This is a genomic window from Novosphingobium marinum (genome assembly GCF_013408095.1).
GTDB classification, from domain to species: Bacteria; Pseudomonadota; Alphaproteobacteria; order Sphingomonadales; family Sphingomonadaceae; genus Novosphingobium; species Novosphingobium marinum.
This window is the reverse complement of the sequence record NZ_JACBZF010000012.1, coordinates 17,267-40,150: the sequence shown is the minus strand read 5'-3', so window position 1 is coordinate 40,150 and position 22,884 is coordinate 17,267. Positions and strand designations below refer to the sequence as shown.

Annotated in this window: 18 protein-coding genes; 14 read left to right on the top strand and 4 right to left on the bottom strand. The window is 61.6% G+C overall.

The annotated features are described in order from the left end of the window. Positions 1-107: 107 nt before the first annotated feature. The 3 genes from FHS75_RS17120 to FHS75_RS17110 all read right to left on the bottom strand — a co-directional run bounded on the left by FHS75_RS17120 (position 108) and on the right by FHS75_RS17110 (position 3,845). On the bottom strand, positions 108-1,376 hold the full coding sequence (locus tag FHS75_RS17120) for a replication initiator protein A (RefSeq protein ID WP_179408863.1): 1,269 nt from the start codon (positions 1,374-1,376) through the stop codon (positions 108-110). Positions 1,377-1,491: 115 nt separating this feature from the next. Beyond that, positions 1,492-2,565: a ParB/RepB/Spo0J family partition protein gene (locus FHS75_RS17115; protein ID WP_179408862.1), complete on the bottom strand. Its 1,074-nt coding sequence runs from the start codon at positions 2,563-2,565 to the stop codon at positions 1,492-1,494. A 77-nt stretch (positions 2,566-2,642) separates the two neighbouring features. After that, a complete protein-coding gene (locus FHS75_RS17110) occupies positions 2,643-3,845 on the bottom strand; it encodes an AAA family ATPase (RefSeq protein ID WP_179408861.1) in 1,203 nt (400 codons plus the stop codon). A gap of 235 nt (positions 3,846-4,080) precedes the next feature. On the opposite strand from FHS75_RS17110, the gene FHS75_RS17105 reads away from it, so the two are divergent. From FHS75_RS17105 to FHS75_RS17050, 12 genes are all read left to right on the top strand, one after another. Then, the gene (locus FHS75_RS17105) at positions 4,081-4,506 is read left to right on the top strand and encodes an Abi family protein (protein ID WP_179408860.1); all 426 of its coding nucleotides are present in this window, start codon (positions 4,081-4,083) and stop codon (positions 4,504-4,506) included. Positions 4,507-4,555: 49 nt separating this feature from the next. Continuing rightward, complete coding sequence (locus FHS75_RS17100) at positions 4,556-4,741, top strand: hypothetical protein (protein ID WP_179408859.1); 186 nt, start codon at positions 4,556-4,558, stop codon at positions 4,739-4,741. Next, positions 4,738-5,658 carry an IS1595 family transposase gene (locus FHS75_RS17095; protein ID WP_229735729.1) on the top strand — a complete coding sequence of 307 codons (921 nt, stop codon included), beginning with the start codon at positions 4,738-4,740 and terminating at the stop codon, positions 5,656-5,658. The genes FHS75_RS17100 and FHS75_RS17095 overlap by 4 nt, the downstream gene beginning before the upstream one ends. Positions 5,659-5,833: 175 nt before the next feature. Next, positions 5,834-5,977, top strand: a complete 144-nt coding sequence (locus tag FHS75_RS17090) for a hypothetical protein (RefSeq protein WP_179408858.1) — start codon at positions 5,834-5,836, stop codon at positions 5,975-5,977. Then, positions 5,970-6,539: an Abi family protein gene (locus FHS75_RS17085; protein ID WP_179408857.1), complete on the top strand. Its 570-nt coding sequence runs from the start codon at positions 5,970-5,972 to the stop codon at positions 6,537-6,539. Before FHS75_RS17090 ends, FHS75_RS17085 begins: the two co-directional genes overlap by 8 nt. An 84-nt stretch (positions 6,540-6,623) precedes the next feature. Beyond that, positions 6,624-10,031 (top strand): TM0106 family RecB-like putative nuclease, encoded by a 3,408-nt coding sequence (locus FHS75_RS17080; protein WP_179408856.1) that lies wholly within the window; start codon positions 6,624-6,626, stop codon positions 10,029-10,031. Further along, the gene (locus tag FHS75_RS18215; RefSeq protein ID WP_179408855.1) at positions 10,028-12,904 is read left to right on the top strand and encodes a ScoMcrA-related endonuclease; all 2,877 of its coding nucleotides are present in this window, start codon (positions 10,028-10,030) and stop codon (positions 12,902-12,904) included. Before FHS75_RS17080 ends, FHS75_RS18215 begins: the two co-directional genes overlap by 4 nt. Beyond that, positions 12,901-14,220: an McrC family protein gene (locus FHS75_RS17070; RefSeq protein WP_179408854.1), complete on the top strand. Its 1,320-nt coding sequence runs from the start codon at positions 12,901-12,903 to the stop codon at positions 14,218-14,220. The genes FHS75_RS18215 and FHS75_RS17070 overlap by 4 nt, the downstream gene beginning before the upstream one ends. An 81-nt stretch (positions 14,221-14,301) precedes the next feature. After that, positions 14,302-15,327: a helix-turn-helix transcriptional regulator gene (locus tag FHS75_RS17065; protein ID WP_179408853.1), complete on the top strand. Its 1,026-nt coding sequence runs from the start codon at positions 14,302-14,304 to the stop codon at positions 15,325-15,327. Continuing rightward, positions 15,324-15,500, top strand: a complete 177-nt coding sequence (locus tag FHS75_RS17765; protein ID WP_218845319.1) for a hypothetical protein — start codon at positions 15,324-15,326, stop codon at positions 15,498-15,500. Before FHS75_RS17065 ends, FHS75_RS17765 begins: the two co-directional genes overlap by 4 nt. Further along, positions 15,497-18,520 carry a BPTD_3080 family restriction endonuclease gene (locus tag FHS75_RS17055; protein WP_229735726.1) on the top strand — a complete coding sequence of 1,008 codons (3,024 nt, stop codon included), beginning with the start codon at positions 15,497-15,499 and terminating at the stop codon, positions 18,518-18,520. Before FHS75_RS17765 ends, FHS75_RS17055 begins: the two co-directional genes overlap by 4 nt. Before the next feature lie 46 nt (positions 18,521-18,566). After that, a complete protein-coding gene (locus FHS75_RS17050; protein ID WP_229735725.1) occupies positions 18,567-19,415 on the top strand; it encodes an ORF6N domain-containing protein in 849 nt (282 codons plus the stop codon). Between the two features lie 8 nt (positions 19,416-19,423). On the opposite strand, the gene FHS75_RS17760 is transcribed toward FHS75_RS17050, so the two are convergent. Next, positions 19,424-19,795, bottom strand: a complete 372-nt coding sequence (locus FHS75_RS17760) for a hypothetical protein (protein ID WP_218845318.1) — start codon at positions 19,793-19,795, stop codon at positions 19,424-19,426. A 12-nt stretch (positions 19,796-19,807) separates the two neighbouring features. Here FHS75_RS17760 and FHS75_RS17045 point away from each other — a divergent pair, with 12 nt between their 5' ends. Both FHS75_RS17045 and FHS75_RS17040 read left to right on the top strand, forming a co-directional pair. Beyond that, positions 19,808-22,411 (top strand): site-specific DNA-methyltransferase, encoded by a 2,604-nt coding sequence (locus tag FHS75_RS17045; RefSeq protein ID WP_218845317.1) that lies wholly within the window; start codon positions 19,808-19,810, stop codon positions 22,409-22,411. Positions 22,412-22,415: 4 nt separating this feature from the next. Then, positions 22,416-22,874, top strand: a complete 459-nt coding sequence (locus FHS75_RS17040) for a hypothetical protein (protein WP_179408850.1) — start codon at positions 22,416-22,418, stop codon at positions 22,872-22,874. Positions 22,875-22,884: the final 10 nt, after the last annotated feature.

Sequence of the window (22,884 nt, the reverse complement as noted above, 5' to 3'; positions counted from 1 at the left end):
CAGAAGCTGATCCAGTAAATCCTTGTCGATTGCCATATCGATGGTCCTTTCCATTCCATCTATATGGCCTCGCGCACAAAATTACTGACAGGCCCACGCGCCCAGCCCTAACCCCGAAGCTCATGCTTGTGCTTTTCGTGATGGCGTTTGACCCATCCGATAAAGGCTTTCTGCCAATTAGCGGGCAGGCGCGCGGCATCGGCATCGACCCAGCGTTCGAAATCGGCATGGAGGGCATAGAGATCCCAACCAGGGCATTTCTCACGCAAATGCTCGATTGTTTCGTCGGTCATGAAGCCGCGCGTGGCCTTGTCGCTCAACCCCGCAACCGCTAAGCGCAGGAGTTTCGACACCTCAGCCTGATCGGCAACGGGCTCTGGTTTGGCTGGTTCAGGAGCGATGTGTTTCGCTTCGCTGTACTTTCCTGCGGCTCGTTTCCCCGGGGAAACAGGTGCAGTCTTGTCCTCACCCCCCTCGCCTTCTTTCGCTGTCTTAACGGCCTGGACGACCTTCGGAAGGCTCTCTTCCGCGCCGTCCTTGCCATCCACCCGCGTCATACGGAGCATGGGCTCGCCGTCACGCTGGGCGGTCTCCACCGCCAGAGCATAACCCGGCAGCGCGTTCTTTTCGGCCAGTTTGAGCATCTCGAACTTGAAGCGGCGATATTGCCCCTCTGCGCCCGATTTCTCAAACAGCACGGGCATGGAAATGGCAAAGCCCCCTTCTCCGGCCCCGCCGGCGTGCTTGCGTGCCACGCGGTAGAGCCAACGCTCACGCCCGCCGGTAATGTCGAAATAAGCACGGTCGATGCTGAGCACCCCGCCCTGCATCATCACCCCTTCCCAGAACCAGTTGCTGAGCTCCAGCGTCATGCCACGGCTGCGCTCGGTCTTCTCGTCTACCAGCTGTGTCCAGCCATCGAGCCAGCTGAACGTCGCCTCCCTCCGGTTCTCTGCGCGGATATTGGTCTTGATCGTGGTCGAGACGAGCCGGTCCAGCGCCTGCCCCAGCAGCTCATAGGCGCGGCCCGTGGTGGGTCTGCCGATGGCGCGCAGCAGGTCATAGGGCATGATATGCAGCTTGCGCGGCACATCGTTCACCCCGCGCCGCGCCATGTCGGCCAGCTGGCTGGCGCAATAGATCAGGATGTCGGCGTCCCAGATCGTCGCCATACCATAATCGGGATTGGCGCTGACGTGGACCCACAGCTTGCCATCTGGGCTGGTGTAATCGATCGGCTTGACCCGCTTGGACTTGGCCAGGCTGAAGAAGGGCCGCTCCATCATCTCGCGCTGGTCGCGCAGGGGTAGGTCCGCCAGATAGGGCAGGAACAGGTCGAACTGTTCGGACACGGACTGGCGGCGGGCGCGGCTCATCGCTCTCGTTTCCCCGGGGAAACAACCTGCGGAGCGCGCCGTGTCTCCCTGGGGAAACGCAGCGCAGCGGAGTACCGCGCAGCGAAACATCTGTGGAGAGGCTGGGGAAGGGCGGTCACCGCTGCAATCCGCGCCCTTCGTCTTCCAGCTGATAGAGCGCATCGCGCAGCCGGTTGATCAGGTCTTCATTGGAAAGCCCGTGGCCCGCGTGGAGGCGCAGGGTCACTCCCTGCCGGTTGGAGCTTTGCACCGTTACCGCAGGGCGGCCATGCGCGCCGTCCAGCACGAGTTTTTCAGGCGCAGTCTTGTCCTGACCGGCAGCAAGCAAGCGGGCAATGACTTCTGGCGAGGGGAGGGCGGCCTTGCCACTTTCGCGCAGTGCCGCTTGCTCCTTCGCAATGGCACCTGCGGCCCGTTTGATCGCAGGGGCGCGGTCCTTGTCGTCCAGCGCCTGCGCCAGCGGATAGGCGGGCTTCAGCTGCACCTCTGCGGGCGAGGCGAAAGCGGCGATCACGCTATCGGGAATGCTGGCCACCTTGAGCATCTTCGACAGCCAGCCCTTGGACAGTTTCAGCCGCTCGGCCATGCGGGTGAGGTGATTGCCGTAATGTGCCTTGAGCGCGGCGGCATAATTGCGCGCGCGTTCGAGGTCGGACACGTCCTTGCGCGCGCGGTTTTCCAGATCGGCAAGGCGGAAGGCGGCCTCATCATCCAGATCCGCGACCTGTGCGACGAATTTCATGTCCGGATAGGAATTGGCGCGCAGCCAGCTGATCGACCAATGCCGCCGAGTGCCTGCGATCACCTCGTAATCATACGCGGGATCGCCTTCCACCCGGCGCACTACGGCGGGGACTTTCTGCCCGCCTTCCGCCACGATAGAATCGATCAGTTCGCGGCAGCTTTCCTCGGTGAGGTGCTCGTAGCTGCGGGCATTTCCGGGCCATACGCGTACCCGCGCCGGATCGAGCAGCAATTGCGTGACCTGTCGAACCTCGCCGGTAGCGGCGCGGGCGAGGGCGCTTTCCCGGCCCAGCAGGGTGGTGCTGCGGACGCGTGGCTGGCGTTCGGAGGATTGCGTTGCAGGCGCTGTTTCGGCCGGTGCCGGGGCGGGCGAGGGCGCCTGCGCTTCTGCGCCATCATCGTCCGCCAGCAAATCCGCCAGATAATCCTTCTGTTTTCTGGCCATGTCAGCCGTTCCCTTCCGTCCGTTCCCGAAGGATCGAAGCCGTTATCTGTTGGCCCTGTGCGTAGGAAAGTGTTCTCTCAGCCATTGACCACCAGCTCCTCGTCCACTTCGTCCACCCGGCCCCAGCCATTGCGGACGAGTTGCTCGACCTGGCCCAACGCCTCGTCCAGATTGGCGCGGCAGCGCTTGTGGGTGCGCGGTGTGCCGATGGGCTTCTCCAGCTCGTAGACGGTCATCATCCGCAACGCGGCATGGCTGATTTCCGCACTTTCGAGGATCGGTACCGGTAACAGGGAAGGGCCAAAGCTCTGTTCCATGATCGCGCGTACCATGTCGTGGCTGGGATCGTTGGCGTCGAACTTGGAGCAGATCAGCCGCACGAACTGGTAATCGACCGCAATCCCGGCCTCGACCAGCTGTTCCAGAACCTGATCCATCATCGAGAGGAATTGCACGGTGGAGCAGAAATCGGGTGTCGTCGCCGCCAGCGGTACCAGCAGCGCATTGGCTGCCTGCATGACCGCCAGCGAAATTGTACCGAGAGCAGGGGGAGGGTCGAGAATGACCACGTCATAATCGCGTGCAAGGTCCATAAGCCCTTGTTTCAGCTTGCGAAACCGCGCCGCCAGAACGCTTTGCCCATCTGCGCCCGCCGCCGCCAGCTCATATTCCACATCGAACAGTTCGAGGTTCGACGGGATCAGATCGACATTGGGCCAGGGCGTATTCTTCACCGCATAGAGCAGGTCCGCCTGCGTCGGGTCGATCGAGAGATAGGGGTAGAGCGTTTCCTCGCGCGTGATGTTAAAATGCGGGTTGAAACCGAACAGCGTCGTGGTGGTCGCCTGGCTGTCGCAGTCGACCACCAGCACACGATATCCCTGCACGGCGAAATAATGGGCAAGGTGGGTGGTGACGGTGCTCTTGCCGACGCCGCCCTTGAAATTCTGCACCGCGATCATGGTAGGCTCGTCATCCGCCGAGCGGCGAGGGGAGGCGCCCAGCACCTCGCGCATATGGAGCATGTCCTCGACCGTATAACCGAGCCTGCGGCCATTATCGCCGGCGGGGGGAGGGGGGAGGCGCCCGTCATCCTCAGCCATGCGAATGCGATTGGTCGAACAGCCGAGCAACTGCGCGGCCTCGGCAATGCCGAAGCGGACATTGAGCCCCTTGCGGCTTTCCGGCAGAAAGGCCTTGCGCCGCAGCCGCTCGATCATTCGCTCACCCGATTGAGCAAGATCGCCGATATGCGACACAATTGAATGCGGATCGGCCATGAATCGCCACCTTGAAGCTGTTTGGCGGCAGGATTAGGCGAAAAGGTTCAAATGGGCAAGGGTCTGCGGCCTTAGCGGTCAACCGTTCTGCCTACTGCAATGTGCAATATTCATTGTATTGTAGGGAATCGGTGGATATATCCACCTCAATCGCACCCGCCCGGCCTCTGCCTTTTGGTATGCACACTGGGCGGGTCTTTTCTTTTCAGCGCCTTGCGGGCAGACATTATCCCGCATGAGCCGACCCTATACCAAACCCACCCTTACGATCCCGCAGCAAATTTCACATTTGCAGACGGAGGGGATGGCAATTCCCGATCCGGCTGCAGCGGAATACTGGTTGCGCCATGTCAGCTATTACCGCTTGAGCGCCTACTGGCTATATTTCGAGCATCCCAAGGGAACGCCGGGCCCTCGCTTCAAGCCGGGCACGAGCTTCGATCAGGTCACCGCTCTCTATGACTTGGACCGCAATCTGCGCCGGATCGTCATGCGGGGATGCGAACACGTGGAGGTAGCTCTACGAGGGAGCTGGGCGCATCAATTGGCTCTCATCGGGGATGGACACAGTTTCCTGGATCCAAGCCACTACAAAGCTCGAGACGCATTCTACAAAAGCTTGGGGAATTATATACTTGACTCCCGAAACAAGGTAGGGTAGTTATCTTCTTATCGAGCGGATAACCCGCTGCGATAGAAGGAGAAAGAAAATGCAGACCGGAACACTTTTTGACCATCGCCACGCAGCAGGAGTGACACAATTTCGCGTTGCTCGCCCGCATCGTGATTGCGGGTTTTTTGAGTGCGTGGCGCACAAAGCTGTCGAGGGAACTCATCATTTTCTCGGCTCAATCCAAATCTTCTCTCGCCGCGAGATCGAAGGGCCGTTGAAGTGAGCAAGTCCACCATCTCGACGTTCGAACTGTTCCAGATGTTTCCCGATCAGGAAAGCGCCCGCACCTATTTCGAGGCGCGGCGCTGGCCTGACGGGGCCACCTGTCCCGCTTGTGGCGAGGCAGAGCGCATCGGGACGCGCAAAGGCGGTTTCTACCGCTGCAACGCCTGTCTGCTCGACTTCACCGTCCGCACCGGAACCATCTTTGAGCGCTCGAAGGTGCCGCTGCACAAATGGCTTTACGCGATGTATCTGCTCGTCACGGCCCGCAAGGGTATCAGCAGCGTTCAGCTTCACGCGCAGATAGGCGTCACGCAAAAGACCGCGTGGTTCATGCTGCAACGGCTCCGCGAGGCTTGCGGCAACGATCCTACGGAACTCGCCGGAACGGTTGAAATCGACGAATGCTACATTGGCGGTAAAGAGGCCGCGAAGCACGAAAGCAAGCGGCTCAAGTTGGGCCGTGGCGGTGTCGGCAAAACTGCCGTTATCGCTGGGCGCGAACGCGATAGCGGGCGCGTTAAAGCAGAGGTTAGGGATACCGTCACTGGACGCAATGCCAACGGCTTCACCAGTCGCCACGTTCAAGTCGGCTCGACCATCCACACAGACGAGAGTGCGATCTACAACCGCGTCGGCGGGCTGCTCTACAAGCATGAGCGCATCAATCACGGTGCTGGCGAGTATGTGCGCGGCGATGTAACCACCAACGGCATTGAGAGCGTGTTTGCGCTGCTCAAGCGCGGACTGCACGGCGTCTATCACCACGCCAGTCCCAAGCATTTGCACCGCTATGTCGGAGAGTTCGCTTTCCGGCTCGGCGATGGCGATGTGAGCCACCACACCATGCAGCGCCTTGAGCGGCTGTTCAGCGCGGCCATCGGGCGGCGCATCACCTACGCGGAGTTGATCGCATGAATGAACTGGAAAAGGCGCTGTTGGCGCAATCACTGACGAACGCAGACGGAAGTGTCCGTGCTCCGCAATGCTGCGGTCAATCCATGAAGGATGACGGCGGCTGCTCGGAAGGGTGCTGCGATGACTATAGGTGCGGCGTTTGCGGCAAGCGCCTTCGTGTCGAATGGCCCGACTAATGACCGAGCGCATTAAACAAATCCTCGACGCTGTAACCGACAAGGTGATGGCCTATCGACCTCCCGACAAAGGCCAGCAGGCGAAGAAGGTCGCTCGCCGCGTGAAGCGCCAGCGCAAGAAAGCCGAGAAGGAAGATGGCTAATGCGTTCGGGAGTCATCTATATAATTCCCAAAGCTTGGGCAAGCTTGCAGGAGAGGTCGGATATTCGCGTGAGACCTATATAAAACATTACAGGGATACATACGATGTGCCTGCGGTTCCGCCGGTGTGGATGGTGGCGGAAATGATTTCCTTTGGTCAGTTATCACGATGGTATTCTGGCCTTGCGGATCGGTCATTGCGAAACGCCATCGCAAGACCTCTCGGATTGCCAGAGGCTGTTCTGGTCCCTTTCGCGCGCCATATCACCGACATTCGGAACATCTGTGCCCACCATGGTCGGTTATGGAATCGGGGGTTTCTCGCCCCGCCCAAACTGGCCCAGAAACCGATAGATTTACGGGATACGCTTGACCAGTCGGCTACACAGGCCCCGGCAAAGCTCTACAATGCTCTGGTAACAATTGGCCACATCATTCGAAGCGTGGCACCGAACTCGACCTGGATGGCAGATGTGAAAACGCTTGTTGTCACTCATCCGACAGGTGACGTTGCCGGGATGGGCTTTCCGGCGGATTGGTTGCAACGCTCAATGTGGCAGTGAGTTACGTCTCACCCACAATTCCCAACATACGACCGTTTCTGTCGTGGCTCTCACACATAACCGGTGCATCAGGAGATTCGCCCTATGCGCCAGTATGATAGCCAGATTCTGCATTCGCCTTCCGACCTCGTCCGTTACCTCGGCTGTGCCCACGCGACCACGCTTGATCTGGCCAAGTTGCGCGATCCTGCTGCTGCGCCCGCGCAGGCCGAGGACGATGCTATGGGCGAGCTGGTCCAGCAGGCGGGCCTCGCGCATGAGGAGGATTACCGCGAGAAGCTGGCGGGGCAGGGCGGTCTGGTCGAGATTCCCGGTGACGGCTCGCTGGAGACCCGCGCCCGGCTGACGCGCGAAGCGATGGAAGGCGGCGCGCCGGCGATCTTTCAGGCCGCCTTCCTCCAGCCCCCGTGGAGTGGTTTTGCCGATTTCCTGATCCGGGTGGAGGAACCATCGGACCTTGGCGCATGGTCCTATGAGCCGGTCGACACCAAGCTCGCCCGTTCGGCCAAGGCTAGCCATATCGTGCAGTTGGGCCTCTATGCGCGGCTGATCGCCGCCATTCAGGGCCGTGAGCCACGCCGGGTACACGTGCAGCTGGGCGATGGCCGGCGGGAAAGTTTCCGCCTGGTCGATTTCGACAAGGTGCTGGGCGCTGCCATCACGCGCTATCTCGCCTTCGTGGATGCCGGGGCAGAGAACACGTCGCCCGAGCCCTGCGGCGCCTGCGGCCTGTGCCCCTGGCGTGACCATTGCGCCGGGGTGTGGGAAGCCGAAGACCACCTTTCGCGCGTCTGCGGCATCGGCAAGCCGCAGGTCGAGAAGCTGCGCGCTGGCGATGTGACCACGGTGGCGCAGCTCGCCGCTCTGCCCGATGACGCGCGCATTCCGCGCATGGCCCCGGCAACGCTCGACAAGTTGCGCGCGCAGGCGCGACTCCAGATGCCCCGCTGGCAGGGTGGGGCTCCGGTGGTTGAACCGCTGCCGCTGGAAGAGGGGAGGGGCTTTGCCAATCTCCCTGAGCCCGAGCCGGCCGACCTGTTCTTCGATCTGGAAGGCGATCCGCTGGAGGAAGGCGGGCTCGATTATTTGTGGGGCGTGCATTACCGCAATGGTTCGCGGCCCGAATTCCGCTTCCGCTGGGGTCATAACCACGCCGATGAGCGCGCCGCCTTCGAGAGCACCATGGACTGGATGGCCGACCATCTGGAGGTGCACCCCGGCGCGCATGTCTATCACTACGCGCCCTATGAAATCACCGCGCTGCGTCGCCTCTCCACGCTTCATGCGAGCCGGGAAGAGCTGCTCGACAATCTCCTGCGCCAGCGGCGTTTCGTCGATCTCTACGGCGTGCTGCGGCAGGCGATCCGCACCAGCGAGGACAATCTCTCGCTGAAAACGATGGAGATCTTCTTCGCCGATGCGCGGCAGGGCGATGTGACCAAGGCCGACCAGTCGGTTGTCGAATACAAGAGCTGGCAGGCGAGCGGCGAGCAGCAGATCCTCGACGGAATCCTCGAATACAACAAGGTCGATTGCGAGAATACCGAGGCGCTGCGCGACTGGCTGGTCGAACTGCGGATGGACGATCTGCCCTGGCGCCAAGTTGGCCCCGCCACCGCTGTCCCTGACGAGAAAGCTGAAGCGCGCGAGGAAGCGGAACGGCGTGCCGCGCGGTTGATTGCCGCGATTGAGGCAGGCGCAACACCCACCACGCAGGAGACCAGGGCGCTGGTCGGCCATCTGACGCAATTCCACCGCCGGGCGGACAAGCCGGCCTTCTGGGCCATGTTCGACCGTTGCGAGCGTGAACCCGACGAGCTGGCAGAGGACAACGAATGCATCGGTGGCATCGTGCCGGACCCGGATGCCGATGGCGTGTGGCAGCGCCCGGAAAAGCGCAGCACCATTTCCAGCTATCGCTTCCCGCCGCAGGAGACCAAGCTGCGCGAAGGCACGGTCGTGCTGCACGCGCCGAGCATTCAGAGGGTCGGCACGATCACCGCGCTCGACTGCGAGGCGGGGACGGTCGAGATCAAGCGCGGGAACAACGCGCAGGGCATCTGGCCGCAGGACGGTTCGCTGATTCCCGAGCCGACCGTGCCCAATGCGATCCTTGTCGCGGCGGTGCGCCGGGTGGCGATGGCCTGGGCCGGGATCGATGAAGAGGGCGGGGCGGTTGACGCTGTGGAGGGCGAGCAGCCCTATCGCGCCTTGCTCGATCTGATCGAACGCGAAAAACCGCGCCTGCTCGATTGGCAGGGCGGACCACTGGTGCGCGAGGGCGAAACGCTGGTGGAGGCGGCCACTCTGCGTTGCCTGGCTATGGATCGCACCACGCTGTTCATCCAGGGACCACCGGGAACGGGAAAGACCTACACCAGCGCGCATGTCATCTGCTCGCTGATCGCGGCGGGCAAGCGTGTGGGTGTATCGAGCAACAGCCACAAGGCGATCAACAACCTTCTCGCCAAGGTGGAAGAGGTGGCGGAGGAAACCGGCCTGTCGTTCACCGGCGTCAAGAAATGCACGCGCGGCAATGATGAGCAACGCCTCAATGGCCGGATCATCACCGATGTGGAAAGCTCGTCCGACGTGCATGATTACCATCCCGATCTGGTCGGCGGCACGGCCTGGCTTTTCGCCGATGACAGCTTCGACCAGGAGTTCGATTATCTGTTTGTCGATGAGGCCGGGCAGGTATCGCTCGGGCATCTGCTGGCGATGGGGTCTGCCGCGAAGAACATCGTGCTGGTGGGCGACCAGATGCAGCTGGCCCAGCCCATTCAGGGCGCGCATCCGGGGGAGAGCGGGCTATCCGCACTCGACTACCTGCTGCAGGGGGAGGCGACCGTCGCACCCGATTGCGGCATATTGCTTGATACCAGCTGGCGGATGCATCCGTCGATCTGCGGTTTCATTTCGGATGCGGTCTATGACGGGCGATTGACAGCTCACCCTGATTGCGCGCGCCAGCGCCTGCATCTGAAACCCGGTCACGATCCCGTGCTCGCCGAAAACGGCATCCGTTTCGTGGCGATGGACCACACGGGCTGCGGCCAGCGCTGCGATGCCGAAGTAGCGCGGGTGAAGGAATTGGCTGAAAACCTGATTGGTACAAAGTTCACGGACCGGAAGGGCGAAACCGGCACGATTGGGTTGGAGAACATCCTGATCGTCGCGCCCTACAATATGCAGGTGAACGCGCTGGCCGCCGCATTGCCGGATGGCGCGCGTGTCGGCACGGTCGACAAGTTCCAGGGGCAGGAGGCCGAGGTTGTGATCGTATCGCTGGCCACTTCCACCCCGGACGACCTGCCCCGCCATGTCGAATTCTTCTATTCGAAGAACCGCATCAACGTCGCCATCAGCCGCGCCCGCACGCTGGCGCTGGTGCTGGCCAACCCGAAGTTCCTGGAACTCGACGCTAAAAGCGTCGATCACCTGCGGCTCGTGAACACACTCGCCTGGGTGGCGGAGGAAGGGAGCAAGTGAGCAGACCTGACGTCGATGCGGTGCTGGACACCATAAAAGAGTTCGACCGCATTGGTCGTGCCAGTTTCATGGACAAGTATGGTTTTGCCGACCGCAACATTACCTACGAAGTGGAGGTCGGCAGCCGTCGCTATCCATCCAAAGCAATCTTTGGGGCGGCCTATGCTCGAATGCCAGGAGAAGTGGCCCGGACCAGTGAGACGTGCGATGGGAAGAATGCGCGCGAGCATCTGGCGCGCCTGGGTCTGAAAATCGTCGGTGGGAATCTTCCGAATGCCTCGCCACCCCCGCAGAGTCAGGCGGATCGTATCCGCATTTTCGTGATCCGGAATTATATCGAACCAGCCCGTCACAAAGGCGAGGCATCCATTGAGATCATTTCCGGCGATGTGCATAGTGCAATGGGTCTACAAAACGCATTGCCTGCGGTCTGTTCTGTGCTTGAGGGCAAGGCGTTCGCCGAGCGAGCCAAGGTCAGCTTGGTGGATCGCCACAGCCCGATTGGCAGCGATAAGCCGAGCTCGACCATCCGCTATCGGTTTGCTCTTCAGGGTGGCGGCATTGGTCTGGATATGGCCGTTCTCGAACGGCTGAAACTAGCCTTTCTCTCCCTCCATCCCGACTTCACCAATTTTGCCGACACCCCCAGTTTCGCTTCCAACGAGGGCGATTACAAACAGGCCTTGATCGATGAGGCCCAGCGCCTGTTGGCCGCCATGCAGGACCGGCCCGATGCGGAACTAGGCGCAGCGATGATCGAATTGCTGGCGGGGCGCACGCAGTTGTTCTGCAACCTGATCGACTGGCGAGCCCAGAAGGTCGTCGACAATGCGGAGGAAGCGCAACCGGGACTGGTCAGTGCGGCCGCGGGCAGACTTGCACGGGCCGAGGATGCCACGGATGGCATCATGGCTTTTCTCGATATCGTTTGGCCTCACATGCGCGGGGACCTGCCTAGCAACCCCTATGCCGAGAGCCGGATGTTTCCGACCATGCTGCGCGCGCTGGTCGATCCGGAGACAGTGCTGGCGATCCGCTCGATGCCCACGGACAATGCCGCGCGTGCCTTACTTGGCCGCCCCGCCTTCGCGAATGCACCGTTATCGCGTGAAGAACAGCAGACCGTCACGGCGATGGCGCGCGAGATGATGTGTGTGATGGACGAGGAATGGGGCTGGGCGCCACGCCATTTGTGGGATGTGCAAGGCTTCATCTGGGAGACCTGCCAGAAGCGCCTGCCCGACCAGACTGAACCAGCAATCGAAGAACAACCTGCCAGCGAGAAGGCAAAACCCGCTATGCCGCAACCGACCAATCTTATCCTATATGGCCCGCCAGGCACTGGCAAGACCTATCGCACTGCTGCCGAAGCAGTGCGCTTGTGCGGGGAGGCTGTGCCTGCCGATCGCGATGAGCTGATGGACCTCTACCGCTCACTATCGCGCAAGGGACGCATCGGTTTCGTCACCTTCCACCAGAACTTCAGCTATGAGGATTTCGTGGAGGGATTGCGGCCGCAACAGGCCGAAACCGATGAACAGGGGGACGGCGGTGGCACCGGCTTCTCGCTCGTCCCCCGAGATGGCGTCTTCAAGGAAATGGCCAAGGTCGCCGGTGAGAACCGGGGCCGGGCGCTGACGCAGGATCTTCCGCCCTTCGATGGTTCGCGGAAGATCTTCAAGATGTCGTTGGGGCGCAGCTGGGCCTCCGAAGACGACGCGATTTATCAGGGCGCATTGGACGGGGGCTACGTCGTGCTGGGCTGGGGCGGCGATGTCGACTGGTCGTCTCCGGAATATGATGATTGGGAAGCTATCAAGCGCCGCTGGAGACAGGATCATCCCGATGCGCACGGCAACGACCCGAACATGTCGCAAATCTACACTTTTCGCACGAATATGGAGATCGGCTCGCTGATCGTGATTTCCGACGGAAACATGAAGTTTCGCGCCATCGCCGAAGTCACCGGCGACTACCGGTTCGAGCCGGGGCCGGGCGGCGAGTACAACCATCGCCGGAATGTCCGCTGGTTGTGGCACAGCGACGAAAGCCTGCCGCGCGAGCGTATTTACCGCAAGCAGCTGAGTCAGGTCTCCGCCTATCAGATGCAGAGCCGTCAGGTGGTGTGGGACGCGCTGGAACAGATTGTCGCATCGGGCGGCGATGCCGTGGCGACCAGCGGCGAACCGGAACCCTATGTGCTCGTGATTGACGAGATCAACCGCGCCAATGTCTCCAAGGTCTTCGGGGAACTGATTACGCTGCTGGAGCCTGACAAGCGTGCCGGGCAGGAAAACGCCCTGAGCGTCAAATTGCCCTATTCCGGGGATGACTTCTCGGTTCCGTCCAATCTCCACATCATCGGCACGATGAACACCGCTGACCGTTCGATCGCACTGCTCGACACCGCGCTGCGGCGGCGGTTCCGGTTCGAGGAGATGGCGCCGGATACCTCGGTCGAGGCGTTCCAAAAGGCGGAGGCTGACACCGGCTTGCCGCTCGCCGCTGTGCTGGACGCGATGAACAGGCGCATCGAATATCTGGTCGATCGCGATCACCGGATCGGGCACGCCTTCTTCATCGGTTGCGAGACCAAGGCACAGGTTGATGCCGTGATGCGCGACAAGGTCATTCCGCTGCTGCAGGAATATTTCTTCGACGACTGGAACCGACTCGCCGCCGTGCTGGGAGAGAAGGATCGGGGCGGCAATTTCCTGGCTTGCGAGACCATCGAGGATCCGCTGGGCGAGGGCGATCCGATGAAATCGTGGCGCGTACGCAAGGAGTTCGACGAGGGCGCCTACCACCGCCTCGTGTCGGGCAAGGTTGCCCCTGCGCCGGACGCCGCCGATCCGGAGGCTGGCGCGCCGTGAGCAATTTCACCGTCCGCGAATGGGGCCAAGTGAAGCTGGGGGAGGGCGGGTTCACCCGCGCGCAGGCCGATGCCCTGCAAGCCGCCGCCTGCGGCCACCCGCTTGCCCATCGCGACGGGACCAACATCCTCGTCTATCACCGCGACCGGATCGTGGCGCGGCAGATGGTCGGCATGGTGGCAGCCAGGGGGTGCAGCCTGGAAATCCTGCCCAAGGTCGATCCCGACGCCGCCGAAGACGAGCAAGCCCAGTCTGTCCGCCGCCGCCTGGTACGGATGCTCGATGTCGCGCTTGGCCTCGATCTGGACCTGGGAGGCGAGGCGGCGATCCATCGGCAGAACCACACGCTGCTCGAAGTGCTGATCCGCGCCTTTGCCGACAAACTGCTGGCCGAGGTGCGGCGCGGCCTGCCCCGGCTCTATCGCCAGTGCGAGGACGATCTGCCGGCCCTGCGCGGGCGGCTCGACGTGACGCGCCAGTTCACCCGCAATGCCGTTCGGCCAGACCGGCTCGCCTGCCGTTTCGACCAGCTCGATGCCGATAAGCCGCTGATGCGGGTGATGGCCGCAGCGGTCGTTACTCTGGGGAAACACGCCCGCTCGCCCGAAACCCGGCGCAAGCTGGACGAATTGCGTCATGTGCTTGCTGAAATCCCGCTCGTGCCGGTGAACCGCCTGCCGTGGAAAGAAGTACGGATCGACCGCACCAATCGCCGCTGGGAAAGCCTCTACCGCCTCGCCCAGCTGTTGCTGCGACGCGACTGGCAGGCCACCCATCATGCGGCCAGCGCGCCCGAGGGGCTGACGCTGTTGTTCCCGATGAACGACCTGTTCGAGAAATACGTCGCCGCCATGATGCGTAAGGCGCTGGCGGGCAGTGGGGTGGAGGTGGTCGATCAGGGCGGACACCGCGCCTGCCTGGGCGCTTTCACCGGCGAGCATCTGGAGAGCGGCGAGGTGTTCCGTACCCGGCCCGACATTATCCTGCGCCGTCGCGGCGAGGTGCTGGCGATCATCGACACCAAGTGGAAGAAGCTGGCCCGCGATCCGCTCGACCGCAAGCATGGGGTCAGCCAGGCTGATGTCTATCAGCTGATGGCCTATGCGCGGCTCTATCCCACGCGCGAGCTGATGCTGCTTTACCCGGAGGTGCCGGGCCAGCCATGCGGGATGCGCAAGCCGTTCGGCATGGCTGGCGGTAGTGAGCGGCTTGCTATTGCGACGATTGACGCATCGCTCGAAGAAAATGCGATTGTTCGGCACCTCGCCAAGTTGTGCAGAAATTATTGTGCCGAAATGGATAGTGCTGTGACTTAAACCTTTTCTTACCCACTTGCTCCATGCATGGTGCGACAAATCCGGTCGCAGGGGGCGAACGGAGAGAAGGGCAGTGCATTCATGGCGCGCATGGCAAAGCTGGATCGGCTGCTGACGCTGGTCAACGCGCTCCACGATACCTCCGACGGGCTGACGCTGGACGAGATGGCCGAGACGATCGGGGCCGACCGCCGCACCGCGGAACGGCTGCGCGACGTGATCCGCTTGCATTTCGACCTCGAGGAACTGGCAGACGACCGCCGCAAGCGCTTCCGCATCGTCGGCAGCCTGCGCCGCGTGTTCACCCGCCCCAACGCTGCCGAAATTGCTGCCGTGCAGGAAGCCGCCGCTGCTGCGCGCCGCTCCGGCGCTGCACAGGCACCGTTGCTGGAAAGTCTGGCCGAGAAGGTAAAGGGCGCGCTGGATGATCGCGAAAAGCGCCGGCTCGACCCCGATCTCGAGCCGCTGGTGCGACTTCAGCGCCACCACGTCCCCGCCGGTCCCGCGCTCACCGTTTCGCACGAGGTTCTGGCGCAGGTGCAGGGCGCGATCATGGCGGGTGCCTGCGTCGAGTTCGACTATCTGCGCGACGGCGCGAGCGAGGCCAGCTGGCGGCGGGTGATCCCGGCGGGGCTGATCCACGGGCCAGTCACCTATCTGATCGGCCAAATACCCGGCAGCGAGCGCGAACCGGTGCCTTACCGCCTCGACCGGATGAGCGCAGTGCGCATCAGCAACCAGCCCGGTTGCGCGGCCGAGGATTGGGACCTCGATGCGTGGATGGGTCGTAGCTTCGGCATCTGGCGTGAGGACGGGCATGATATCGTCTTACGCGTTTGTCCCGAAGCGGCGCCGCGCGCCCGCGAATGGCGCTTCCATCCGGCGCAGGTGTTCGAGGAAGAGGAGGGCGGCGAGCTACTGGTACGCTTCCACTCCGGCGGACTGCGCGAACTGGCCGAGCACCTGTTCACCTGGGGCGGTGATGTTGCCATCGTCGCTCCGGAGGATCTGCGTGAAATGATGCGGGAAAGGCTGGCGGCGGGGCAGGGGGCATTGGGCGACGTGCGACCGGAACTGTCGCAATCCGATGGAAGAGAAAACTCATGAAGAAGCCAGCTACCGTCAAAGCCATCGAAGATCTCGGCCGCACTCGTTTGTCGAAGAGCTTCTTTCTGCGCGATTTCCTCTATTCGGACATCGCGGCGACGCGAGGCATGGCGAACCATGACGTCAGCCACGCGCATGAGTGGCAGGATATAGAAAAGGTGATGAACAGGTGAGCAGTGAAGCCTTCTTCGAGTCCCCGATCCTTAATTCACCCTATGCGGTGCCTGACCGGCACTGGCAGCTGGGCGAGGGTGGACAACCAACGGGCGTTATCGAAGCCGGGAGACGGCGCAGTGATCTGACAACACCGATCCCAAAGGCCAAAACGACGCGCGGAAAAAGGATTTCTCCAGAACAAGAGGACTTTCTCAAGGGCGAGGGAGGCCAGGAATACAACCCGACTGAAACGATCAATGGCATCCGTTCCGCCGTGGAAAGCTGGCGCAATCTGCCGGAAAGCCAGTGGCAGGTTACGCCTACCACCGCGCGGCTGCTGCGTCACTGGCGTTCGGGTGAGATGCCTTTACCGCCGTTCTTCTGCCAGATCGAGGCGGTAGAGACGGTTATCTGGCTAACCGAAGTAGCGCCCAAATCATCGCAACAGGGGCGCCGTTTTTGGACCCATCTTGAGGCGGCGAACGCGGCCTCCAACCCCGAATTGATGCGTCTCGCGCTCAAGCTGGCGACGGGTGCGGGCAAGACCACCGTGATGGCGATGCTGATTGCCTGGCACACGCTCAATGCCGTGCGCCATCCCAATGCGAAGCGGTTTACCAGGGGCTTCCTGATTGTCGCACCCGGCATCACGATCAAGGATCGCCTGCGGGTGCTCCAGCCCAACGATCCCGAAAGCTATTATCCCACGCGCCAGATGGTGCCCGAAGACATGCTGCGCGATCTGGGGCAGGCCAAGATCGTCATCACCAATTACCATTCCTTCAAGAAGAAGGACGAGATGAGCCTCAACAAGGTTCAAGAGGCAGCGCTGGCGACAACAACAAAGCCCGAAAGCGATGGCTCCATGTTGCGCCGGGTGGCCGGGCCGCTTCTGGGCATGAAGAACGTGGTCGTCCTCAATGACGAGGCGCATCACTGTTACCGCGAGCGCCCGCTGACCGAGGAAGAGGAAAAGCAGCTCAAGGGCGACGACAAGGCCGAGGCGAAAGAGAATAACGAGGCCGCGCGACTGTGGATCAGCGGGCTGGAGGCGGTGAAGCGCACGCTGGGCATCAACATGGTCTATGACCTGTCGGCCACGCCGTTCTTCCTCAAGGGTTCAGGTTATCGCGAAGGCTCGCTGTTCGGGTGGGTGATGAGCGATTTCAGCCTGATGGACGCTATCGAATGCGGCATCGTCAAACTGCCGCGCGTGCCGATCATCGACAATGTCGAGCAGGGCGAAATGCCGATGTTCCGCAATCTGTGGGAACATATCGGCAAGAAGTTGCCCAAGAAAGGACGCGGCAAATCGGGCTTCGACGATCCGCAGAAGCTGCCCAATGAACTGCTCTCGGCCATCGACGCGCTTTACGGCCACTATGTGAAGACCTTCGATGCATGGAAAGCCAGCGGCCTGGGTGTCGAGCCGGTCTTCATCGTGGTCTGTAACAACACCGCCACCAGCAAGCTCGTGCACGACTATATCGCCGGTTACGAAGTGCCGACGAAGGATGGCGGCAGTCAGCTGGTCGCCGGGAAGTGCGAGCTGTTCCGCAACTTCGACCCTGATGGCGTAGCGCTACCGAAGATGCGCACGCTTTTGATTGACAGCCAGCAGATCGAAAGTGGTGAGGGGATCAGCGCGGAATTCAAATCCGCCGCCGAAAGCGAGATCGAGCGGTTCAAGGACGAGCTGATCCAGCGTACCGGCGATCGCGCTGCGGCGGAGAAGATCGATGATACCGCCATCCTGCGCGAGGTCATGAACACGGTCGGCCGCCCCGGCCAGCTGGGTGAGGCGATCCGCTGTGTTGTTTCGGTTTCCATGCTGACCGAGGGGTGGGACGCGAACACCGTTACCCATGTTCTGGGCGTGCGGGCCTTTGGCACGCAGTTGCTGTGCGAACAGGTGATCGGTCGCGCGCTGCGCCGCGTTTCCTATCAGGCGGATGCGGAGAAGAAGTTCGCGGTCGAATATGCCGACATTTTCGGCATCCCCTTCGATTTCACTGCGCAGGCCGTGCAGGCCAATATCAAGCCGCCCCCGCCGATGGTCCGGGTCGAGGCGATCAGCCCCGAACGCGACGATGCCGAAATCCGTTTTCCTCGCGTGGAGGGCTACCGTACCGAATTGCCCCGCGACACGCTGAGCGCCCAATTCAATGACGAGTCCACATTGGAACTCACCCCCGATCTGGTCGGTGCGACCGAGACGATCAATTCCGGCATCATCGGCGAGACCGCGGACTTCAATCTCGATCACCTGGCCGCCAAACGGCAGACGGAGATCGTCTTCAAGCTCGCCAATCGTATTGTGCAGCGTCACTTCACTGGCGATGGCGAGGTGGCCAACCCCGCGCTGGTCATGGAAATGCGCAAGATCGTGCGCCGCTGGATGGCCGAGCATCTGGTGTGCAAGGGCAATACGCAGCCCGCGCAATTGCTCTATTACGATATTGCTGACCGGGTTGCCGAGCGGATCAAACGGGCCATCACCCGCGGCGAGGAGGGCGGCAACCGCGTTATCGCCATGCTCGATCCCTACAACCGCGAAGGCTCGACTTCGCATGTCGGCTTCAACACCAGCCAGGATCGCTATGAGACCGGGCCGAACTGCCACGTCAACTACGCCATCGCCGACAGCGACTGGGAGCTGGAATTTTGCCGCGTGGCGGACAGCCATCCGCGTGTGCTGGCCTGGGTGAAGAACCACAATCTCGGTTTTGAGGTGCCTTATCGTGCTGGCGGAGAGGCGCGCCGCTATCGCCCCGATTTCATCCTCAAAATCGACGATGGCAACGGCCCGGATGATCCGCTTAACCTCGTGGTCGAAATCAAGGGCTTCCGCAATGAGGACGCCAAAGACAAGGCCGATACCATGCACAGCTACTGGGTGCCGGGGGTGAACAACCTCGGCACTTGTGGCCGCTGGGCCTTCGCCGAATTTACCGAGAAATGGACGATGCAGACCGAGCTTGAGCGGGTGATTTCCGAGTGGATCGAGCAGTTTGGGCGCGGGGAGGGCGCGGCATGAGGGATTTTGACATCACGGGTTGTGATCTCAAGTCGGGGTGGCAGGTATGACCTCCACCTCGATAATCGTCGTTCGCAGCGAACCCGTCATGCTCGACGCAGTCGTCGCCGAGTATTTCGGCGTGACGACAGGAGCGCTCAATCAGGCAGTATCCCGTAATCCGAAAAAATTTACCGACAAGCATTGCTTCCGGTTGAGTGAGGAAGAGTTCGAAAACTTGAGATCACAATCTGTGACCTCAAGTTCCGGCCACGGTGGACGGAGATATGCCCCCATGGTCTACACCATGCTCGGCATTGCGCGACTTGCCACCGTCCTGAACTCCGACGCGGCGCTGGAAGCGACCGATCTCATCCTCGAAACCTTCCTGGAGGTGCGCGCGCAGATCGCATCCGGCCGCAAGACTGCGCAAATTGCGCATCCTGATCGACTCGTCGACCATCACGACGAGGAAGACCGGAAGCAGCAGACCAAATTCCGCAAGAAGCTGGCCAAGGCGATGGACCAGCTGCTCGATACAGTCATCGATGTCAAAACCGGAGCCAGCGTTCGTGAAACTGCCGGTTCGATGAGCGCCGATGCACTGGAACACCTCCGCCAGCGCCTCCGCCAGAAGGGGCTGGAAAACGAGAAGCTGGAGGCTGAAGTTCAGCTCATCCTCGCGCAGGCGGAACTGGTAGCCGCGCAGGTGCGCGAAACCGATCAGAAGACGGATGCAATTGCGCTCGGCAATCTCAAAACGCGTATTCGGCTTGTGCGCGAACTGGCCGATTTGAACCGGCAAATGTCTCCGCCTGCACTGGTTTCCATGCTCGACAGACTATCCCATCCGCAGGGTGCGCTCGCTCTTCCCGCCCCGAAAAGCACAGCCGCCCGCAAGAAAGACGACAACTAATGGCCCGCTCACCCAAAAAACCCCTCCGCGTCGAAACGCTCACCCATGACGAGGCGACCCGCAAGAACGCGCCCACGGCGGAGCTGGAAACCTTCGTCGATGCCGAGACCAAGCGGCCGATCGAGGTCGCCTACGAGCGGCGCAATCGCGATCTCGATCCGCAGCTGGTGTGGCGGGGAAAGGATGTGGCGGACTGGTCGGACCTCGTGGTCGAGGCGCCGCCGCTCTACATTCAGGAGAAGATCCATCCCAAGGCGCTGATCGAGGATCTGAAACGCGCCAGCCAGCGCGACGAACCCGATGACGCGCCCGACCTCTTCGCCGATTTCAACGGTGTCGATCCGGAGGCACGGACCGAGTTCTACGCGCACGACCAGCACTGGTCGAACCGCATGATCCTGGGCGACGGGCTGAAGGTGATGGCATCGCTGGCCGAGCGCGAGGGGCTGAAGGGCCAGGTGCAGTGCATCTATATCGACCCGCCCTATGGCATCAAGTTCAACTCCAACTTCCAGTGGTCCACCACTTCACGCGATGTGAAGGACGGCAAGGCCGACCACCTGACCCGCGAGCCCGAGCAGGTGAAGGCCTTCCGCGACACCTGGGCGGACGGCATCCACTCCTACCTCACCTATCTGCGTGATCGCCTGACCGTGGCCCGCGACCTCCTGACCGAGAGCGGCAGCGTCTTCGTCCAGATTTCAGACGAAAACATCCATCGGATCCGTGCGCTGTTGGACGAAATTTTCGGCGAGGAGAACTTTGCCGCACAAATCGCTTTTGCCAAAACTACCGCGACTTCCGCCTCTCTTCTGCCCACCAGCGGAGATTTCATCCTTTGGTATGCCAAAGACCTAACGCAGGTCAAATACCGTCAGCTCTTCAGCGAAAAATCAAACCAGCTTGCGAGCTACAACATCGCAGAGGAGCGCGGCACTGGAGTCTGGCGTCGCATGACCCGCGACGAAACCCAAGATTGGACGCGATTAGAGGACGGATGGAGCGTCGTATCTGCGCAAAACCTTCGTTCTCAAGGGGTGAGGGCCAACACAACCGGCGCGTTCGAATACCAAGGTCGTAGCTTTCATAGTGGGTCCAACCACAATTGGAAAACGACGATGCCTGGCATCGCGAACCTGATTAAGGCCGATCGGCTGATACTGACCGGCTCTCTTCCGAACTATAAGCGGTATGTTGAGGATTATCCGGTCGTTCCAATTACCACCCAGTGGGATGATACCGCGATCGCCGGATTCTCCGGCGAGGATAAGCTCTACATCGTTCAAACAGCGGGTCGAGTCGTCGAACGCTGCATCCTGATGACCACCGATCCCGGCGATCTGGTGCTTGATCCCACCTGTGGATCGGGCACCACCGCCTACGTTGCCGAGCAGTGGGGGCGGCGGTGGATCACGATCGACACGAGCCGGGTCGCGCTCGCGCTCGCCCGTGCGCGGATCATGGGCGCGCGCTATCCCTGGTATCTGCTCGCCGACAGCCGCGAGGGGCAGGTGAAGGAAGGCGATGTCACTCGCACCCCGCCGCGCGACACGCCGACGCAGGGCCGCATCCGCCAGGGCTTCGTCTACAAGCGCGTGCCGCACATCACGCTCAAGAGCATCGCCAACAACGCCGAGATCGACACGATCTGGGAGGAGTATCAGGAAAAGCTCGAACCCCTGCGCGCCGAGATCAACGCCATGCGCGGGCGTGACGGCTCCGATCCCGACCTGCCGCCGTTCGAGGAATGGACCATGCCGCGCGAACCCGGCGCGCCGTGGCCTGACGATGCCGCCAAAGCGCTGGATAAGGCCCGCAACGAAAGCGCCAGCCCGGCGACCCGCACCAAATGGCTGGGTGCCGTCAACGAGGCGATGGAACGCGACTACACGCTTGAAACGCTGCCCGAGCATCCGGTCGATCCATGGAACGATCCCGAATGCGAGAAACTCCATGCCGAATGGTGGAAGTTGCGCATCGAACGCCAGCAGGAAATCGACGCCAGCATTGCCGCCAAGGCCGACACCGAATACCTCTACGACCAGCCTTACGAGGACAAGTCCCGCGTCCGCGTGGCCGGCCCCTTCACGGTCGAAAGCCTCAGCCCCCACCGCGTGCCCGCCGTGGACGTGGACGACAGTCTGTTCGACGAGATCGAGGCGGCCGAAGGCAGGGCGAAGAACAATAAGAGCGGCGAACGCGCCGACTTCGCCGAGATGGTGCTCGACAACCTCAAACGTTCCGGCGTCCAGCAGCGTGCCAAGGACGACAGGCTGGTGTTCGAAACCATGAAACTGTGGCCCGGCGAATTCATCATTGCCGAGGGCACCGTGCGCCAGAAATCTCTTACCGAGGCACACGACGAGGAAGAAACCGAGGCCGGCGACACCCGCCGCGCAGCAGTATTCGTCGGCCCGGAATACGGCACCGTCTCGCGCCCTGCCCTCACCGCCGCCGCGCGCGAAGCTATGGATGCGGGCTTCGACCTTCTTATCGCTGCCGCCTTCAACTTCGATGCCCATGCGGGCGAACTGACCAAGATGGGCCCGCTCACCGTCCTGCAGGCGCGCATCAACCCCGACCTCCACATGCCGGACCTCGCCAATACCGGCGCGGGCAATCTGTTCACCGTCTTCGGCGAACCCGACATCGCTGTCCACGACGAGGGTGACGACATGGTCAGCATCGAGGTGCTGGGCGTCGACATGTACAAGGGCGGCCAGATCGAAAGCGGCGATGCCGACGATATCGCCGTGTGGTTCATCGACACTGACTACAACTACGAAAGCTTCTTCGTCCGCCACGCCTACTTCCCCGGCGCGAGTGATCCCTACAAGGCATTGAAAACCACTTTGAAAGCGGAAGTGGATCAGGATGCCTGGGATTCGCTCAATCGCACCCGGTCACGCCCCTTCGCCAGGCCGGTCGATGGGCGTGTGGCGGTGAAAGTCGTCAACCACCTCGGCGACGAGGTGATGAAGGTGCTGGAGGTTTAGAGGGATGCAACCGCTGTTCCTGAAGTATGACCGTGATGCCCTGCGAGAGACGTTCTTCGATCATAGCTGGATCATGACCTACAATGGGTTTCGCAATGCGCGAGTGATGGCATTCGATCGGCCAACAAGACTGGCGACTGAAGGGGATGACCTTCGCTTTGCCGAAACGAAAGACGACTGGACCTTGGATGAGGTCGTCATGCCGCTCAAGGCTGCTGCGCGATATGGCGACTTCCGCAACTGGGAAGAACCTCCGCTCACGGAACTGGAAAGCGCCATCACTCAATTTGCGGAATTTGAGCGCGAGATCGTCAAGGGCCCGGCAGTAAGACGGGGTGATGCGGTATACTGGGCCAGCTGGGGCAAGGCTCCACTTTACCGCGCCGGAGCTTTCGATGCGTTCCGCGAAGCAGTGGCCAATCTGGAAGGGCTGGCAAACGCGCTGGCTGCCGGGCGGAGATAGGAGGTCCTAT

Coding starts and splice junctions, on each gene's coding strand:
- FHS75_RS17090 (WP_179408858.1), top strand. CDS start 5,834: ATGACCGAGCGCATTAAACAAATCCTCGACGCTGTAACCGACAAGGTG.
- FHS75_RS17120 (WP_179408863.1), bottom strand. CDS start 1,376: ATGAGCCGCGCCCGCCGCCAGTCCGTGTCCGAACAGTTCGACCTGTTC.
- FHS75_RS17045 (WP_218845317.1), top strand. CDS start 19,808: ATGATCCTGGGCGACGGGCTGAAGGTGATGGCATCGCTGGCCGAGCGC.
- FHS75_RS17040 (WP_179408850.1), top strand. CDS start 22,416: ATGCAACCGCTGTTCCTGAAGTATGACCGTGATGCCCTGCGAGAGACG.
- FHS75_RS17100 (WP_179408859.1), top strand. CDS start 4,556: ATGCAGACCGGAACACTTTTTGACCATCGCCACGCAGCAGGAGTGACA.
- FHS75_RS17115 (WP_179408862.1), bottom strand. CDS start 2,565: ATGGCCAGAAAACAGAAGGATTATCTGGCGGATTTGCTGGCGGACGAT.
- FHS75_RS17110 (WP_179408861.1), bottom strand. CDS start 3,845: ATGGCCGATCCGCATTCAATTGTGTCGCATATCGGCGATCTTGCTCAA.
- FHS75_RS17080 (WP_179408856.1), top strand. CDS start 6,624: ATGCGCCAGTATGATAGCCAGATTCTGCATTCGCCTTCCGACCTCGTC.
- FHS75_RS17765 (WP_218845319.1), top strand. CDS start 15,324: ATGAAGAAGCCAGCTACCGTCAAAGCCATCGAAGATCTCGGCCGCACT.
- FHS75_RS17050 (WP_229735725.1), top strand. CDS start 18,567: ATGACCTCCACCTCGATAATCGTCGTTCGCAGCGAACCCGTCATGCTC.
- FHS75_RS17105 (WP_179408860.1), top strand. CDS start 4,081: ATGAGCCGACCCTATACCAAACCCACCCTTACGATCCCGCAGCAAATT.
- FHS75_RS17085 (WP_179408857.1), top strand. CDS start 5,970: ATGGCTAATGCGTTCGGGAGTCATCTATATAATTCCCAAAGCTTGGGC.
- FHS75_RS17065 (WP_179408853.1), top strand. CDS start 14,302: ATGGCGCGCATGGCAAAGCTGGATCGGCTGCTGACGCTGGTCAACGCG.